Below are 16281 nucleotides of genomic sequence, written 5' to 3'. Positions count from 1 at the left end.
TAATAGAGTTATTAATTGTTTTTACGTTAATTTAATATAAATAATACGATGAACCAGCATTCATTAGCTCTTCTTCCAACATCTTTTTATAAATGTTAGGCAAACTTTTAGTAATAGAGTTATTCTCAATACCATAACCCAAACTTGTCCAAGTGGGAGAAAGTAACTCTAATACCAAGTCAATTTGTCCTTGTTCTAATAATTTGGTAATGTCTCTGCCCCCCCATGCATTGGTATCCCTTAGCCAACTGTACAGCACCTCATCTTGATAAATCGGCTCAAAACTATAATTTTTGCGCAGGAAACCAGAAGGGCGAGGATGGTAAAGTTCTGCTTTTTCTGCCCAAGTGGTATTCAAAAACTGGTATCTTCCCGCAGCGGTGGAACATCTACCCCTGTTTGGCCCGTTACCAATGACAATACATTTATTTGGATGTTGTTTTAAATTGTCGATATGGCGACCACCATAAATGATATTGTAAGGGCGATCAGAATTTGCCTCCGAAGCGCTGATGGTACGCATCAAAGCTCGAATATAAGGATTTCCCCCTTCCATTTCTAAGGGTTCTATATTGTAATTCTGAGTAATATTGGAAATAATTTGTTGTCCAGCCCTTTTTAATTGTGGCTCTTTATCCCTGATTAATATTCTTCCCACTGCCAATAAAATAAGTACTAAGATAAACGTTTTCAGAATGTTCTTACTAATCATAAATATTTTATTTGGTCGGGAATCAGTCAGGTTAGTCATAACATAATTAATTTTTCTCTTTCCTTTTGTAACATAAATTCATGGATAAATGTGATCATTTACACCGTAAAATGTGATGATGACCATAACTTGTTCCCACAAAAAAAGCGGGTACTAAGCCGATTGCACTCTCCATCATTGCTGAAAGTATGGTTTTTTCCATGGAAAGATGAGCAAGATTAACAAAGATATAGTGGCGGATGCACACAGAAACAAGACTACAACCCATCAAAAGATAAAGTTTTATTTCACAAAGCCCAAAAAAAATGTTATCTATAATACGATTATCCAAATATAGAAATTATAATTATATTTTCCGAGGTTAATCATAAGTTATGACCAGAAAAAAGACTAGAACTGGAACTGGTTTAGGAAGTTCTAAATCTAAAGTTAACATCACCCTTAGCCCAGAAGCGAACGAAACTTTGGTTGCTCTTGCAAAAGAGACTGGTTTAACTAAGTCTAAATTATTTGATCAAATTTTAGTGGGTGGATTTGTGATCAATAGTCACAGTGCAGATACTAAGGTTGTTTTGCATGATGAAGGGGAGCAAAAGTTTTTGGTCACTGAAGTTGATGATAATGATAAAGACAGTGAGTCTGATTCTGGTTCTTTAAATAATAATGCCATCGAAGAAGAAATAAAAAACCACCAAGCAAAAATTGCTGAGTTAGAACAAGAAATTAATAAACAAAAAGATTTGGTGGCGGATAAATCTAAAACTAATCAAGATTTGGAAACCAAGTTACAGGCACAACAAGATAAGGTTGGCTCCATTCAAAAAGAGTTAGAAGATAAAAATAATCAGATCAAAAACTTAGAAGATAATTTTAAAAAAGTCACTCAGGATTCAGAAAAAAGTGATAACTCTGATCAACTTAAAAATCTTAATCAAGAATTAAACTCCGCCTATAATTCTATTAAAAATTTAGAAAATAAACAATCTGAATTAAGCTCTTTAGTTGAAGAAAAAGAAAAGTATATTAGAGAATTAACAGACAAATTTTTTACCCTAAAAGAAGAAGTTAAAAATAGTGATAATAATGAACAATTGAGTGCTATTATTGACCAACTTAAAAAAGAAATAGCTGATTATCGTCAACAGGTTGCACACAAAGAGCAAGAGAAAGTTGCTTTGAGCCAAAGTTATGCTACTAAACAAAATAGTATTATCCAAGGTTTAACCAAGGAAAATACACAACTAAAGCAGGAAAATGCTAGTTTAAATAAACGTATTGCAGATCTAGAGCCTCGGGCGAATATTGGTGATAGATTCCTGAATAAGTGGCGTTAAATGATTAATGGTGGGCAATGCCCACCCTACTCACAATACAATACTTTCAGCCTCCAAACTGTCTATCTGTTAGAAGTTTAAAGCCACCTACAATAGACGAAATAGAAAGAAAAAACTGCCATAAACTGGTGGGGTTAAGAATGGCGCGACTACTGTAAAAAACACAAATTACTCCAAAAGCAATCAAGATAAATCCAGTAGGTTTCATGGTTTTTGGAAACATGAATAGAATGACAACACCACAAGTTAGTGCCAATACCGAGAGATCTGCGGCAATTCCTCGCCAAAAATATGGTGTGGCAATGGTTGTGAACACTATATTTTTACCTAATACATAAATTCCTAAAAGCATCAAGGCGATTCCAATTAACTGAAACAAAAATTTCATTTATCTTAATCAGTTATCCAGTAGTGTTTATAATGTTGTTTGTTTTATTATCATAAAGATAATAAAAAAAGGGCTGGATGTCCAGCCCTTTTCATTCCCTGAAAATCAGTTAATTTTATAGTTGAGGAATAAACTGTTCTTTTTCAGGAACTTCAGTGTATTCAGCGACAATCTGACGGAATTCTTCACCATCAATGGTTTCTCTCTCAATTAAAAGATCCACTAGACGGTCAATTACTTCACGGTTATCTCTGACAATTTGACGGGCTAATTGATGACCATGTTCGGCAATGGTGCGAATTTGATCATCAATGCGGGAAGCACTCTCTTCGGAATACTCAGCACGGTTCATAAAACCACCACCAAGAAACACTTCTCCGCCCTGTCCTTCGAGGGATAAAGGCCCCATGTCACTCATCCCAAAACGAGTTACCATCTGTCTTGCCATACCAGTGACTTGTTGTAAGTCACCCCCTGCGCCAGTGGTTACTTCGTCATCACCAAAGATTTCCTCTTCAGCTGCACGTCCACCCATAGCACCAGCAATTCTTGCCATAAGCTGGGATTTAGTGGTTAAACCTTGCTCCTCATTGGGGGTAAACCAAGTTAAACCTTGGGCTTGTCCACGGGGGATAAGGGTTACTTTTTGCACAGGATCATGATCTTTTAAGAGAGTACCGACGATGGCATGACCTACTTCATGGTAAGCAATCAAACGCTTACTCTTACTATCCACAAGGGGAGTACCTTCCATCCCTGCGATAACACGATCCACTGCCGCATCAATTTCACTCATGGAAATTTCAGTTTTGCGACGACGGGCGGTAAGGATAGCCGCTTCATTGAGAAGGTTTGCTAAGTCAGCACCACTAAAGCCAGGAGTACGACGGGCGATCGCCTCGATAGACACCTCAGGAGCTAATTTTTTGTTACGGGCATGGACATCTAATACCCCCAAACGACCCTTGAAATCAGGGGGATCAACCATTACCTGACGGTCAAAACGACCAGGACGCATCAACGCAGAATCAAGTACATCGGCTCTGTTGGTAGCCGCAATGACGATGATACCAGTATTACCTTCAAAACCGTCCATTTCCGTTAAGAGTTGGTTTAAGGTTTGTTCCCTTTCATCGTTACCGCCACCGATACCAGCACCACGCTGACGACCTACGGCATCAATCTCATCAATGAAGATAAGACAAGGAGCGTTTTCCTTTGCTTTTTTGAACAAGTCACGGACACGGGAGGCACCCACACCCACAAACATTTCCACAAATTCGGAACCAGAAATGCTGAAGAAAGGAACACCAGCTTCCCCGGCGATCGCCTTTGCTAACAAGGTTTTACCAGTTCCGGGAGGTCCTACCAGTAGAACCCCTTTAGGAATACGAGCGCCAACAGCGGTGAATTTTTCAGGCTGCTTAAGGAAAGTAACAACTTCTTGTAACTCCTCTTTTGCCTCATCGATACCAGCCACATCATCAAATTTTACTCCAGTTTTAGCATCCATCTGGAAACGAGCCTTAGACTTACCAAAACTCATCGCCTGACCAGGGCCCCCTGGCATATTGCTAGAACGACGGAACAAAAAGAACAAAGAAGCAATCAATAATACAGGGAATACTAAATTACCCAAAATACCCCAAACTGCCCCTTCATTGCGCACAGGGTGAGAATCAAAACTGATACCAGACTCTCTTAATTTACTAATCAACTCAGGAGAAGAACCGGGTAAATCAACCCTTAATCTTTGTACCTGACGTAATTCAGGGTCAATGGCTTCAACGATAGCAGTGCGTCCACCTTCATATAAATCAACACTGCTAACTCTACCTTTGTCAATGTATTCTAAAAATCTACCATAGGTCATGCGGGTACTTGCGGTATTATTACCAGCATTGCTCATGTTGTTGGGAGCAAAACTGCCTTGCCACAAGAAAAATCCCACTACCAAAAATGGAATGGCCCACAATAGTATAGTTCGCCAAGGTGTTTTCATATCTTCTTAAATCCTCTTTTTAATGTCAAAAGTGTTTTAACACTTTCTTTTAATGTTGTCTTTTATTTAATTATTAACAATAATAACAACCGCTTCTTAACTAAACTTAACATAATTCTCATCTTAAACGCAAAAAAACCTATTGGGGGAAAACCACACCAGAATTATGGGGGTTGATGGAAAAATGGAGCTGTGAAGATGGGGAATGGTTTTTGAGTTTCGATGATTTGGCGTAGTATCTCTCAATTTTAACTTTTCCCCCATCTCTCTATCTCCTACCACCTAAACATTACATGGGGGAAGCAATGTCACCAACTCGAAAACTAGAACCAGAAACGATACGTCCTTGACTAGATGTAGAATCCACGTCCTGAAGCTCAATAACTCCCACTTGGTCAGTGATTCGGCGGATAACTTCCCCTGTTTCAGGATCTGTAACTTCTCTGGATACTCTTTCGATAGATAGTCTCAAACCATTACGATAACCGTGATTACTACCACGATTGATGATTACACTATTTCCAGCCACATCTGCCACTACCCCAGACACATCGGGGGAAACTCTGCCCACGGCAGATAATTCAGTCTGTCTTGAGTCCATTTGCTGAATGACTTCTCGGATAGCGTCACGGGTAGCAACAGTGAGTAATGTACCGTCATTGTTAGTGGATGTACCTAAGTCCATTCCCCGAATTCTTACGTCTCCATCTACCTGAGAAACTTCTGCTTGTCCTTCTGCACTCATGACAATTTCCCCTGTGGTGCTATTAATAACACGGGTATTGAGGGTGACGAGGGCTTTTTTGGTCTGATTACCAAGGCTAAAACCAAATAGTCCAAAACCAGTGCCTCTTTCTTGTAAATCAAATTGAGTGATAGAGCCAACCATGATCAATTCTGCGCCGAGTAAACGCCCTATTTGAGCGGCGGTGCCTGGATCTACTAAACCACTGTCGGTTAAACCCTGCTCGTTAAGAACATCATTAAGGCGACTACGTTCGATGACTCGATATTTTCTGGTATCAACTAATTCTCCCGCTACCACATCGCTTACTCCTCTGGCTGCACCATCGATTAAGTTAAGGTTTCTTGCGTTGCTAAGACTACTGTAGTCGAAGTCCATGACGGCGATGGTAAGTCTTTCTTGGTTGTTTTGAGCAAGGAGGGTTTGGGATGATTGACTCTGGGCTAGGGCTTGGTATGGGCTGATGTTGAGGCTTGAGAGGGAGATGGTGATAAGACTAGAGGCGATCGCAATGGGAACTATTTTAGGATACTTCTTTTTGATGATAGTCATGGCTATGGTATTTTTAAATCTAAAAATTAACGGATACTTAAAATTATAATATTTATTGCTATGACGTTTATTTTGATAAATAGTTCCACAAAAATTAATAAAAAATAATTTAGTAAAACTTACTACAATGTAGTTTTTTCGTAGTGGTTGATTTTATCTTTTTGAGATAATAGATCGAATACCTTTATTTGATTTTTGATTATCTTTTTCATAGCGAGGAATGATATGAATATGACTGTGCATTACTTTCTGCCCTCCTGCTTTATTTACATTAAATCCTACATTAAAACCATCAGGATTATATTCTTTTGTTAGAATTTGCTGTACGTTATTCACCATTTGCCAACAGTTTTTTTGATATTCTATGGGCAAATCAAAATAATTGGGCATATGAATTTTGGGAATAATTAAACTATGTCCTTTTGTTAAAGGATAACCATCTTTAATAGCATAACTAAAGCTAGATTCGGTGATAAGTTCTAATTTAGAATAAGGATTGCAAAAGATACAATATTCTTTTTTTTCTTTAATTTGATTGTAGGGAGTATATTCGTAAATTTCGCAGAATTCATCTTTGTATAATGATTTAAATGGTAAGTTTACTAATCTTTGATAGGTTGGTTTTTTGTGAACATAATGGGTTCTATATCCTTCTTTTTTTAAATCCCTTCTTACGGCAAAATATGCTTTTCCTGATGGTTTGAGCTTATGGGCGATCGCCATTATAACTTCTTCTTGAGGTTCAGGAAACAACACATTTAAGACATAGAAACAAATTATAGTATCAAATTTCTCTTGGGGATAATCAGGGAAATAATGGGGATCATAACCAATAATATTTAGACCCGTTTCTTGTAGTTTTTTCACATCATTACCAAGCCCACAACCAAAATCTAGTACTTTACCTTTTAATAGTTTATTTTGTAATAAATATCTGGCAGGAAATGATAAATATTTTCTATCTATGGCCGTTAAATGACTATATTTATTTTCCTGTTGATCATCTACCATTATCTAATCGTAACATTTTGGTTAATATATTTTATAGGTATTAATACAATATTTATTTTCTCGTAAAACGCAAAGTTTCAATGGATTGAGCCGTTAAAAATAGACCTAGTATAATGTAACTTAAAAAGATAATAAAACTAGAAGTGCTAAATATTCCTTGGACAAACTCTTCATAACTTTTTAGCACTGATAATTGATTAATAAATTGACCTAAAGCCCCTTGTAAATTGTTAGTTAAAGCATCTAAAATCGAGATAAAAACGACTAAGATAAAAGTAATAATTGCTGAAAAAATTGTGCTATCAGTCAGGGAAGAAATAAACATTCCCAAAGATAAAATGGCACTGGCAAGGAGAATTAAGCCAAGGTGGGCTAAAAGAGGCACTTGGGGAGGAATGGGAGGATTAGAAGTGCTAAATGCGATCGCCTCATATAACAAAATTGGTACAATCATAGTAATATAAAACACCACTACCCCCAATAGTTTACCGAGGGCAACCACCCAATTAAAAACAGGAGAAGTGGCTAAAAGTTCAATAGTTCCCCTTTTTCTTTCCTCCGAATATAAACCCATAGATAACATCGGTAAAAGGAAAATGGTAATAGAACCCATAATACCAAAAAACACTTGTATAAACTCATAGGGTACATCCCTCGGAGTCGTATTACCTAACTGCTCTTGTAGTGCTACGTTTTGAATTATACCCTCTTCACTAAATAGAATAAAAAGAAAAAATACTCCTGAAATTAACCAAAAAACACTCGCAATGGTTAGGGCTAAAGGAGAGTTAAAATAGCTTTGTAATTCCTTTTGAAAAATAGCGATTATATTATTAATAATTTTCATAAAATAAATACAAAATTGAATTGTTAAACTACATAAAAATAATGGTCTAATTAGGTTTTGATGAAAAAGTGATTTAGTGAGTGACGTTTTAGCAATTAATCACTAATATTTTTAGTCCATTGAATAATAGCATCTGCTACGGCTTCAATATCACCTTGAGGCAATTCGGGGTAAATAGGTAAACTCAACACCTCGGAAGCTAATTGAGTAGTAAGAGGATGAGGAATATATTGACCTTCATATACTGGTAATTGATCTTGGGGAATGGGATAATAAATCATGCTACCGATGCCCTTGTCAGCGAGATATTCTTTCAATTCGTCTCTTTTGCCATTTTTAACTCTGATAGTGTATTGATGGAATACATGACCATCTGAAAATTGAGGTACAATGATAAAGTCATTATTCCCCAACAGTTGATTATATTGACGGGCAATATTTTGCCTTGCTTGATTCCATTTTTCAATATATCTTAGTTTTACTCGTAGAATAGTTGCCTGAATACTATCAAGACGGGAATTGTATCCCAACATCTCGTTATGATAATTCTTTTTCGCTCCATGTACCCGCAACATTCTGGCTAATTCGGCAACTTTATCATCATTGGTGGTAATCATCCCTCCATCTCCATAGGCACCGAGGTTTTTGGAGGGATAAAAGGAAAAAGCCCCCACATCACCAATACCGCCTACATATTTACCTTCCATACTATTACGTTGAGTATCACTGCATTTTTGCTCACATCCTAGACAGTCTCCATAGTATTTTGCCCCAAAGGCTTGGGCACAGTCTTCAATGATTTTTAATCCATATTCTTGGGCAATTTCTTTTATTTGCACCATTTTGGCAGGTTGCCCATAAAGATGCACGGGCATAATGGCTTTAGTTTTCGGGGTAATTTTTTCTTTGATACTCAGGGGATTAATGTTAAAACTATCTTCTTCTATCTGGGCAAAGATAGGTTTTGCCCCTACCAAGCTGATAGATTCTGCGGTGGCATAAAATGAAAAAGGGGTAGTTATTACCTCATCCCCATCCCCGATATTTAAGGCTCTTAGGGCAATAATTAGTGCATCTGTACCAGAATTTACCCCGATCGCATGGTTAACTCCCAAAAAACTAGCAATTTCTTGTTCTAATTTTTGAACTTCTGGCCCTAATACAAATTGGGTTGATTCTAGCACAAGGGCGATCGCACCATCAATCTCAGATTTTAATTGTTGATATTGCAGTTTTAAATCAAGAATAGGAATTTTCATAAAAAATGGAATACTAAAGACACAATAATTTTAGGGCTAAAAATAACCAATCATTAAACTTTTCTTTACCTCACCGAGATTTTATTCACCTTCAGGGGGGCTTTCAGGAGTAATAGGTAACTCCGTGGGAGGATTTTCTTCCTCTTCCAAACCCTGTTGGATAATGCCCAAAACCTGCTGATATTGCTCATTATCTGGATTAAGGGCTACTAACTTCTCCATGGGAGATAATGCCCCTTGTAAATCTCCCTTTTGCAAATTTAATTCTACTAATCTCTCTAGCGCAAAGCTATTTTCTGGCTCATTTTCTAACACTGATTGATAACCTGCAATTTCTCTATCAATTTGAGCAATGGCACCATCATCTCCTTGGGAGTTTTGATTATCCGTTGCCCCGGGTGTTTGAGGATTCATAATCATATTAACCACCGCAGACACAGAAAACAAAACAAAAGCTAATCCCGATAAAATTACAAAAACCTTTTTAAAAATTTCTTTTCCTTTCTTTTTACTCGCCATAAAATTAACTATATTATTCAATGTAAATAATCAAACATTAACACCCCTAAACTAAATGCTATAGAAGCAATAAAAACCATTAGAAAAATAAGCGACTTACCATAAATCTTTTTTTCTTCTAAATCTAAACTAAGCAAAATAGTAGATGAAGTGATTACTAGAATATCTGCAAAATAATCAAAATAACAAAATATAAAAACTAATAAAATAGACCAAACCAATACCGAGATAAATCCCTTTAAATCAGAACTAATGGACTCCTCAAATATAAAAGTAATAATAGAAAAAGGATTCATTACCATCAAAGAGATAGTCATAATCAATATTAAAGAAAATGCACGGATAACCATTAGTAACAAATCATCATCAATTAATATATTCCATCTATCTATTATATTTCTGGTATTTCTAATTAAAATTTCAGAGCGACTAGCTATGGACCAACCAATTATCAAATAAATGCAAGAATATAACAATAGAGATAACCATGATTTTTTATCAATCCAAGAAATGTGATTTTCTAAAAATAAATCCTCTTCCTTTTTTTTAGCCATATAACTTTAGCAAAAAGGGCTTGATTATCAAGCCCCCATAAAATGTCATCAAAAATTTTTAATGTTTTCTTTTAAGACATTACTTGAACCATATAATCGAAATAAGGAGCAGTTTCGGCCGCTTCTTCTTTGCTCAAAAGGGCAAGGGATGCTTCTTTTAAACAACGGATGGAATCAACCATACCGGGTAAAGGTACTCCAAGGGAATTGTACATTTCCTTGACACCAATCAAACCAATTTTTTCGATAGGCCCTTTATCTCCTGCTAAAACTCCGTAGGTGGCTAAACGTAAATACCAACCGAAGTCTCTTAAACATTGATTATATTGTTTTTGTCCAGAAGCGTTACCACCATTGGCACGATATTCAGGACGTTTTTTAAATAACTCTTGACTAGCTTTTTCAACGATTTTCTTTTCGTTTTCTGCTAGGGTTTCAGCTACTTTGAGACGGAGTAATCCTGAATCTAAAAAACTTTTGATTCCTTCTAATTCCCCACTGCTAGGATAACGCAGTTCATCATCTGCTTTGAGAATAACTTGACTTACTATGCTCATCTTAAAATACGAGTATTATTTTTTTATTATGTTTAGTTTAACTTAATTTGGCTTATCTATTTATGGCAAAGGTTGTCACATTTTAGTAAACTTTTTAATAATTCTTTAATTTTGGAATAGCTCGAATACTTGACGGGAAAAATATTTTAGCTTTTCTTTAATTTCTTCTACGGGGGGAGATTTACCTTCTAGTTGCCAATTCTCAATGGTGGATAATCGCCACGCTTCCCCTGTGTGGTTAAATCCTGCACTCTCAACCCCAATTAATTTATGGGTTTTATCAATTTCATCATAGTGAAATCTAATTTGTACTAAAATACTCCTACTTTGAATCTTGCGACTCCAGCCGGGGAAGTGAAAACCGATGTCGATGGAGTCGGGATCTACTAAATTAATGGTATCAGGATCATTATGCCACGGTTTGAGATCTGTTTTTACGTCTGGAAATTGTTGTTTGAATAGGTTGACAACGGCTGCGATTTTGGTGGCTATTTCTAAACCTCTGGCTTTTTCTTCTGCATTCATAAACTGTCTATAATCTAGTTACTATTTCGGCTCAAACCTCGTAGGTTATTACTAACACTATAGTTTGCTTTTTGAGTAAACAGTAATCTAAAACACATTTGATGTATCATCTACATAGAAAAAACCCTTTTGCTTTTATGATTAAGAGCATCAGGGTTTTTGTTCACACATTAGGTTTTTTTATTAGCTAAGGTAGTAGCGTTTTTCGGCTTCTAGTTGATTTACTAAATCGTTTTTTCCGTTGGCTTTGGCTACCTGTAATCTATGTTCTAGGGTTTCCAATAGGGTGTTACGATGGGCTTGTTTTACTTGTTGAGCGGTATTTTTATTAATCATTTTTTTTACTTCTTGATGATGTGTTTATTTTATTTATACGAACTAAAATGTGGTGGGTGATGCCCACCTTTTTAAGTTGTCAGAGAATCGAGGGAAAACTATGATAAGTTCTCTTATCTCTATTTTTTTATTGAACTCCTACTTCGGCGGATATTCTTGTTAACATCGATGCTTGACGATTTTGAGTACGTTTGCGATCGCCCCTCATCAATAAACGAGCTTGTTGACTAACCGAACTGAGATTATTGTTTTTTTTAAAAGTGTTATTTGCGTTCATAATGTCGCCTCCTCTAATTTGTTGAGTTTAGATTCGAGGCGCGTTCCTTCAGAAGATTTTTTTCTTCTTACTTCCGTCTGTAACCAACAGATGAACGATTTATCCTTACCCTTTCAATATAACATAGAAAACCCAAAACTGTCAAAAGAAAAAGTTCTGAGGATTTGATTTATTGAACGTTTTAGTCTATCATGCAATGATCTTTAAAATCATGGTTATGATATAACCAATATAACAAAACTTAATTAAAATTTTATGGATTAACTAAACCGAAAATTGATGAATCATAGTAATTGAAATTAAATACTTTTAAATATTCCTGATAAATTATATTTTTGGCAATAGTATTAATTAACTGCTGGTGGTTCATAAACTAAATAAATGCGTTAATTGGTTTGGTTTTATACATAAATTTTGATAGCTATTCATTTAATTAATTGTGTGAGGAAAATTGAAAATGGTAATGTCTTTTGATCTGGCTCAAAATGGCAAGGTACTCGATAATGCAGGGGTGCGATTTGGTGTTAGTGCTTTACCTGATAAGCTCTTTGGTACTGATGGTATCAGAGGTAAGGCGGGTGATTTACTCACTCCTGAGTTGGCTTTAGGGGTTGGTATGGCCGCCGGAAGGGTCTGGAATCAAGGGCAAAATGATTCTAAAACGGTGATTATCGGTCAGGATTCTCGTAATTCTAGTGATATGTTAGCCATGGCGATCGCCTCTGGTTTAACTTCTATGGGTTTAGAGGTGTGGAATATCGGCTTGTGTCCTACCCCTTGCGTTTCTTATCTTACGCGCACCATGGGTGCTGTGGGGGGGATCATGATTTCTGCTAGTCATAACCCCCCAGAGGATAACGGTATTAAGTTTTTTGGGGCAGATGGTACTAAATTGAATAGTGAAAAGGCGATCGCCATTGAAAACCTTCTCAAAAGCCACAATTTAAGAGGAGATGGTAATAAATATGGCAAAAATATCCATCATCATGGGTTAGCCACCAATTATCAAAGATTTTTAACCCAATCTTTACCCGCAGATATTAACTTTCAAGGAATGCGCATTGTCCTCGACTTGGCATGGGGAGCAGCGGTAGAAATTGCCCCTCAAGTATTTACCGAGTTAGGAGCAGAAGTGATTACCCTTCATCATCAAGCAGATGGCGATCGCATTAACGTTAACTGCGGTTCCACTCACCTTGATAGAATAAAACAAGCCATCACAGAATATGATGCTGACATGGGGTTTGCCTTTGATGGTGATGCCGATAGGGTGATGGCCATGGACTCTGACGGTAACAAAATCTGTGGTGATTATATTCTTTACCTTTGGGGACAATACTTACAAGAGCAAGGGCAACTACCCAATAACCTTTTAGTGGGTACTGTTATGGCAAACCTCGGCTTTGAATTGGCATGGCAAAAGTTAGGCGGTAAACTGGTACGCACCCCCGTAGGAGATCAACACGTACAGGCTACCATGTGGGAAACAGGAGCCATGTTAGGAGGAGAACAATCAGGGCATATCCTCTGTCATCATCACCACTATTCCGGAGATGGCATTCAAACCGCCCTCCATCTTGCTTCCCTTACCCGTCAAAGGGGTGTTAGTTTAACCCAATTAGTAAAAGAAAGTTTTACCCCCTATCCCCAACTATTAAAAAATGTACGGGTAGAAGACAGGGAAAAACGTTTACGCTGGGAGGAGTGTGAACCTGTGCGTCAGGCGATCGCCAAGGCAGAGTCAGCCATGGGTAATCAAGGTCGTATTTTAGTCCGTGCATCAGGTACAGAGCCTTTAATTCGGGTAATGGTAGAAGCTCAAAATCATAATTTAGTTAACCATTGGACTGATAATTTAGTGGCGGTAGTCGAGCAACATCTAGCATAATTGAAAAGAAAAGAATTGCTTGTTTTATGGGTGATTCTTTTCAGTCCATCATCCCCAAAGCATTATGACTGCCTCGAAAACTCAAAAATTTCGCAACCGTAAAAGGGGTGTAAGCAATGCTCCCCCTAATACCCCTGCTCCCCTCAGTCGTAAAGAAAAAATGGCTCTCAAGCGGCAGGAAAGGCAAAAAAAGCAAAAATTGGTCAGTTCATGGGCGATCGCCATTATCTTCGGAATATTAGTAGCCCTACCTTCATTTTTCCTTTTATCACCAAAGATGGCAGTGGCCGCCGCCCTAGGAGTTATGGCACTCATTCTTTCCTATCAGTTTCCCAAATCAGCGCTTTGGGTGTTTCTGATTTATATGCCCTTCGGAGGTACAGTAGTATATGTCTTTGCAGGAGGAAACTTGATCTTTCAGATTGCTAAAGATGTATTTTATATTCCCGCCCTATGTGCCCTACTACTTCAGGCATGGAAGCAGAGGAAACCCATTATCATCGCTAAGCCTTTGCTTCCTACTTTGATGATACTAAGCATAGTCTGCCTGATGGTTTTAGTTTTCATAAACCTTCGTATTCAACTTCTGGCCCCAGCTTGTAACTTGGTACAAAATGTCAGTCCCCCTCGCATTTGTAAAGAAGGACAACCATTTTTGCAGGGTATTTTGGGCTTAAAAATATTTATCGGCTACATACCCTTAATGTTTTGTGGTTATCATCTCATCGAAGATAAACAAACCGTACTTAAACTCGGTCGATTATTAGCGGTTTTAGCAATCATCTGTTGTCTTTTAGCCTTGGTGCAATACCAATTTCTAAAAAGTGGGCGTTGTCAAGCAACCAGCGAATTTACCGAAGGTGCTGGTCTATTTCGAGCTAGTTTAGATGCTAGATGCTTTGTGGGTGGTTCACTACTATATACCCCAGAGCAAAATCAAATACGACTACCAGGAACATTTGTCTCTCCATGGCATTGGGGCTGGTTTCTCATTGCCAATAGTGCCATTTGTTTTAGTGTTGCCTTTTTTGAAACTTCCCGTTTTTGGCAATTAATCGGACTTGGGGGCATGGGTTTAGTTTTCATTAATGCGGTAGTGTCAGGACAAAGAGCCGCTCTTTTCCTTGTACCTATATTTATCGCTGTAATGTTAGTTTTAACGGGGCAAATTTTTCGTCTTAAACGTTTTATTCCCATTGCCGTAATTCTCTTCATTATTGGTTTTATATTTATTACGGCTAACCCTGAATTCGTCACGGACAGAATTGATAGTGCGATCGGGCGTTGGAATGCCTCCCCTCCTCAAGACTTTATCATTAAACAGTGGCAATGGGCTATTAGTAATGGTGACGGAATTCTTTTAGGATCAGGTTTAGGTAAAGCGACTAATTCCGCTAGAGCTTTTGGCGCTGTGGCATTTTTGGAAACCTATCATCCCAAAATTATTTATGAACTTGGTATGTTAGGTTTAATCGCTTTTTTGGGATTTATTACTCATTTAGTAATATATACTTTTAAAAAGTATCGTTCCATTAAAGATCCAACTCTCAAAAGTTTTGCGAGCGCCTTTTGGGTGTTTTTACTATTTATTGGTTATTTTCCCTACTGGTACCCCCTTGACACTGACCCTGTGGCCGTTTACTACTGGTTATTTGCGGGAGTTTTAATTAAACTAACAGTGATAGATAAACAAGAACGGGATCAAGAAGTTCAAACTATCTTGACTAAAAATCGTAAAACCAGAAAAAAATTTAAGTCCCTCAAAAAAAGACACCCTGCGACATCATGAATCAACCTCTAGTTTCTGTGATTATTCCTACTTATAAACGAGAACAAGCCCTGGTGGATAGTATTCGGGATGTACTTAAACAAGATTATCCTTCTTTTGAAGTGCTTGTGGTGGATCAAACTCTGGATCATGATCAAGAAGTTGAATCTTTTTTGAGCAATCATCATACACAAGGAAAAATAAAATGGTATCGGGTAGATTGGGCTAGTTTACCAAAAGCCAGAAATTATGGAGTTAGTAAGGCGAAAGGCGACATCGTAATTTTTATTGATGATGATGTTCAGCTATCAGAAAATTATATTTCTTCCCATGTCAAAAATTATTTAGATAATGAAAAGATAGGTGCAGTAGCTGGAAGGGTTTTAGACCGTATGAAGCAGTTTTCGGCTCAAACAGGAGAGCAAGGCTATTCAACGGCATTCAAAGAGCATTTAGACCCCGAAGCAAGTGATCCGGGGTTGGCATGGTATCATTTGGATTTTGTTTATTTAATCAAACCCCAAAAAATTATTACTGCTAGGGGTTGCAATATGTCTTTTCGGCGAGATATTTTTACCAAGTATGATGTCTGGTTTGATGAAAGGTTTCGGGGTAGTGCAGTGAGAGAGGAGTCGGATTTTTGTTTACGGTTACGCGGTACGGGTTATGATATTTGGTACGATCCATTGGCAGAGTTAGTTCATTTAGGGGAGGAACTTGGAGGCTGTCACGATATTACAACCAAGTCTTTGAGTTATCAGTTTGCTTTTTACCATAATCATTTTTTGATGGGTTTAAAAAATTTGACTTTATCCCAACAAATACGTTTTTATGGTAAGTTATTTGATTGTCATGTTTTAGGTAATCCTCCTTGTAATAAAAATGGTTCTTTGACCAAAGTTATTAGTCGAGGAGTATTTTATTTTTTAGGTTTTTTAGATGCTTTAAAAACTCAGTTGTTCGGTTTATTTAGTAGCTATCACTCTTTTTTTACTGTGGATTAATTA

The 16281-nt window shown here is 37.2% G+C and carries 18 protein-coding genes and 1 riboswitch; of the genes, 4 read left to right on the top strand and 14 right to left on the bottom strand.

Annotated elements, in window-relative coordinates; genetic code table 11:
• Positions 1–31: 31 nt before the first annotated feature.
• Positions 32–712 (bottom strand): glycoside hydrolase family 24 protein, encoded by a 681-nt coding sequence (locus tag AA637_RS12090; RefSeq protein ID WP_446682964.1) that lies wholly within the window; start codon positions 710–712, stop codon positions 32–34.
• A 94-nt stretch (positions 713–806) separates the two neighbouring features.
• The gene (locus tag AA637_RS12085; RefSeq protein ID WP_446682963.1) at positions 807–980 is read right to left on the bottom strand and encodes a hypothetical protein; all 174 of its coding nucleotides are present in this window, start codon (positions 978–980) and stop codon (positions 807–809) included.
• A gap of 106 nt (positions 981–1086) precedes the next feature.
• On the opposite strand from AA637_RS12085, the gene AA637_RS12080 reads away from it, so the two are divergent.
• Complete coding sequence (locus AA637_RS12080) at positions 1087–2046, top strand: hypothetical protein (RefSeq protein ID WP_446682962.1); 960 nt, start codon at positions 1087–1089, stop codon at positions 2044–2046.
• A 46-nt stretch (positions 2047–2092) separates the two neighbouring features.
• On the opposite strand, the gene AA637_RS12075 is transcribed toward AA637_RS12080, so the two are convergent.
• The 12 genes from AA637_RS12075 to AA637_RS12020 form a co-directional block, all read right to left on the bottom strand.
• Positions 2093–2362 carry a hypothetical protein gene (locus AA637_RS12075; RefSeq protein WP_446682961.1) on the bottom strand — a complete coding sequence of 90 codons (270 nt, stop codon included), beginning with the start codon at positions 2360–2362 and terminating at the stop codon, positions 2093–2095.
• A 187-nt stretch (positions 2363–2549) separates the two neighbouring features.
• Complete coding sequence (gene ftsH2, locus AA637_RS12070; RefSeq protein ID WP_446682960.1) at positions 2550–4436, bottom strand: ATP-dependent zinc metalloprotease FtsH2; 1887 nt, start codon at positions 4434–4436, stop codon at positions 2550–2552.
• Between the two features lie 289 nt (positions 4437–4725).
• Positions 4726–5733: a CsgG/HfaB family protein gene (locus AA637_RS12065; RefSeq protein WP_446682959.1), complete on the bottom strand. Its 1008-nt coding sequence runs from the start codon at positions 5731–5733 to the stop codon at positions 4726–4728.
• A 153-nt stretch (positions 5734–5886) separates the two neighbouring features.
• Positions 5887–6744, bottom strand: coding sequence for an HIT domain-containing protein (locus tag AA637_RS12060; RefSeq protein WP_446682958.1), 858 nt, complete (start codon positions 6742–6744; stop codon positions 5887–5889).
• Between the two features lie 52 nt (positions 6745–6796).
• The gene (locus AA637_RS12055; protein WP_446682957.1) at positions 6797–7591 is read right to left on the bottom strand and encodes an ABC transporter permease; all 795 of its coding nucleotides are present in this window, start codon (positions 7589–7591) and stop codon (positions 6797–6799) included.
• Between the two features lie 95 nt (positions 7592–7686).
• A complete protein-coding gene (locus tag AA637_RS12050) occupies positions 7687–8850 on the bottom strand; it encodes a DegT/DnrJ/EryC1/StrS family aminotransferase (RefSeq protein ID WP_446682956.1) in 1164 nt (387 codons plus the stop codon).
• A gap of 81 nt (positions 8851–8931) precedes the next feature.
• Positions 8932–9369 carry a tetratricopeptide repeat protein gene (locus AA637_RS12045; protein ID WP_446682955.1) on the bottom strand — a complete coding sequence of 146 codons (438 nt, stop codon included), beginning with the start codon at positions 9367–9369 and terminating at the stop codon, positions 8932–8934.
• 17 nt (positions 9370–9386) lie between these two features.
• Entirely contained in the window at positions 9387–9923 is a 537-nt protein-coding gene (locus tag AA637_RS12040) for a hypothetical protein (RefSeq protein WP_446682954.1), read from the bottom strand.
• Positions 9924–9994: 71 nt separating this feature from the next.
• Positions 9995–10480: an allophycocyanin subunit alpha-B gene (locus AA637_RS12035; protein WP_069790341.1), complete on the bottom strand. Its 486-nt coding sequence runs from the start codon at positions 10478–10480 to the stop codon at positions 9995–9997.
• Positions 10481–10585: 105 nt separating this feature from the next.
• Positions 10586–11005, bottom strand: a complete 420-nt coding sequence (locus AA637_RS12030; RefSeq protein ID WP_069790342.1) for a hypothetical protein — start codon at positions 11003–11005, stop codon at positions 10586–10588.
• 183 nt (positions 11006–11188) lie between these two features.
• A complete protein-coding gene (gene pirA / locus AA637_RS12025; protein ID WP_446682953.1) occupies positions 11189–11341 on the bottom strand; it encodes an arginine synthesis PII-interacting regulator PirA in 153 nt (50 codons plus the stop codon).
• Between the two features lie 127 nt (positions 11342–11468).
• A complete protein-coding gene (locus AA637_RS12020; RefSeq protein ID WP_446682952.1) occupies positions 11469–11618 on the bottom strand; it encodes a hypothetical protein in 150 nt (49 codons plus the stop codon).
• Between the two features lie 37 nt (positions 11619–11655).
• A riboswitch (Glutamine riboswitch) is annotated at positions 11656–11717 on the bottom strand.
• A 364-nt stretch (positions 11718–12081) separates the two neighbouring features.
• Here AA637_RS12020 and glmM point away from each other — a divergent pair.
• The 3 genes from glmM (at position 12082) to hpsN (ending at position 16278) form a co-directional block, all read left to right on the top strand.
• On the top strand, positions 12082–13506 hold the full coding sequence (gene glmM, locus AA637_RS12015; protein ID WP_446682951.1) for a phosphoglucosamine mutase: 1425 nt from the start codon (positions 12082–12084) through the stop codon (positions 13504–13506).
• Positions 13507–13570: 64 nt separating this feature from the next.
• Entirely contained in the window at positions 13571–15295 is a 1725-nt protein-coding gene (hpsL, locus tag AA637_RS12010) for a hormogonium polysaccharide biosynthesis protein HpsL (RefSeq protein ID WP_446682950.1), read from the top strand.
• Positions 15292–16278: a hormogonium polysaccharide biosynthesis glycosyltransferase HpsN gene (gene hpsN / locus AA637_RS12005; protein WP_446682949.1), complete on the top strand. Its 987-nt coding sequence runs from the start codon at positions 15292–15294 to the stop codon at positions 16276–16278. Before hpsL ends, hpsN begins: the two co-directional genes overlap by 4 nt.
• Positions 16279–16281 lie beyond the last annotated feature (3 nt).

Source organism: Cyanobacterium sp. HL-69 (assembly GCA_002813895.1).
GTDB lineage: Bacteria > Cyanobacteriota > Cyanobacteriia > Cyanobacteriales > Cyanobacteriaceae > Cyanobacterium.
Note: the sequence above shows the minus strand (reverse complement) of the source record. Positions and strands in the feature narration are given on the sequence as shown.

Bases quoted from the DNA above. Each gene is read 5' to 3' on its own strand.
- AA637_RS12090 (WP_446682964.1), bottom strand. From the start codon at position 712: ATGATTAGTAAGAACATTCTGAAAACGTTTATCTTAGTACTTATTTTA.
- AA637_RS12085 (WP_446682963.1), bottom strand. From the start codon at position 980: ATGGGTTGTAGTCTTGTTTCTGTGTGCATCCGCCACTATATCTTTGTT.
- AA637_RS12080 (WP_446682962.1), top strand. From the start codon at position 1,087: ATGACCAGAAAAAAGACTAGAACTGGAACTGGTTTAGGAAGTTCTAAA.
- ftsH2 (WP_446682960.1), bottom strand. From the start codon at position 4,436: ATGAAAACACCTTGGCGAACTATACTATTGTGGGCCATTCCATTTTTG.
- AA637_RS12065 (WP_446682959.1), bottom strand. From the start codon at position 5,733: ATGACTATCATCAAAAAGAAGTATCCTAAAATAGTTCCCATTGCGATC.
- AA637_RS12060 (WP_446682958.1), bottom strand. From the start codon at position 6,744: ATGGTAGATGATCAACAGGAAAATAAATATAGTCATTTAACGGCCATA.
- AA637_RS12055 (WP_446682957.1), bottom strand. From the start codon at position 7,591: ATGAAAATTATTAATAATATAATCGCTATTTTTCAAAAGGAATTACAA.
- AA637_RS12050 (WP_446682956.1), bottom strand. From the start codon at position 8,850: ATGAAAATTCCTATTCTTGATTTAAAACTGCAATATCAACAATTAAAA.
- AA637_RS12045 (WP_446682955.1), bottom strand. From the start codon at position 9,369: ATGGCGAGTAAAAAGAAAGGAAAAGAAATTTTTAAAAAGGTTTTTGTA.
- AA637_RS12040 (WP_446682954.1), bottom strand. From the start codon at position 9,923: ATGGCTAAAAAAAAGGAAGAGGATTTATTTTTAGAAAATCACATTTCT.
- AA637_RS12035 (WP_069790341.1), bottom strand. From the start codon at position 10,480: ATGAGCATAGTAAGTCAAGTTATTCTCAAAGCAGATGATGAACTGCGT.
- AA637_RS12030 (WP_069790342.1), bottom strand. From the start codon at position 11,005: ATGAATGCAGAAGAAAAAGCCAGAGGTTTAGAAATAGCCACCAAAATC.
- pirA (WP_446682953.1), bottom strand. From the start codon at position 11,341: ATGATTAATAAAAATACCGCTCAACAAGTAAAACAAGCCCATCGTAAC.
- AA637_RS12020 (WP_446682952.1), bottom strand. From the start codon at position 11,618: ATGAACGCAAATAACACTTTTAAAAAAAACAATAATCTCAGTTCGGTT.
- glmM (WP_446682951.1), top strand. From the start codon at position 12,082: ATGTCTTTTGATCTGGCTCAAAATGGCAAGGTACTCGATAATGCAGGG.
- hpsL (WP_446682950.1), top strand. From the start codon at position 13,571: ATGACTGCCTCGAAAACTCAAAAATTTCGCAACCGTAAAAGGGGTGTA.
- hpsN (WP_446682949.1), top strand. From the start codon at position 15,292: ATGAATCAACCTCTAGTTTCTGTGATTATTCCTACTTATAAACGAGAA.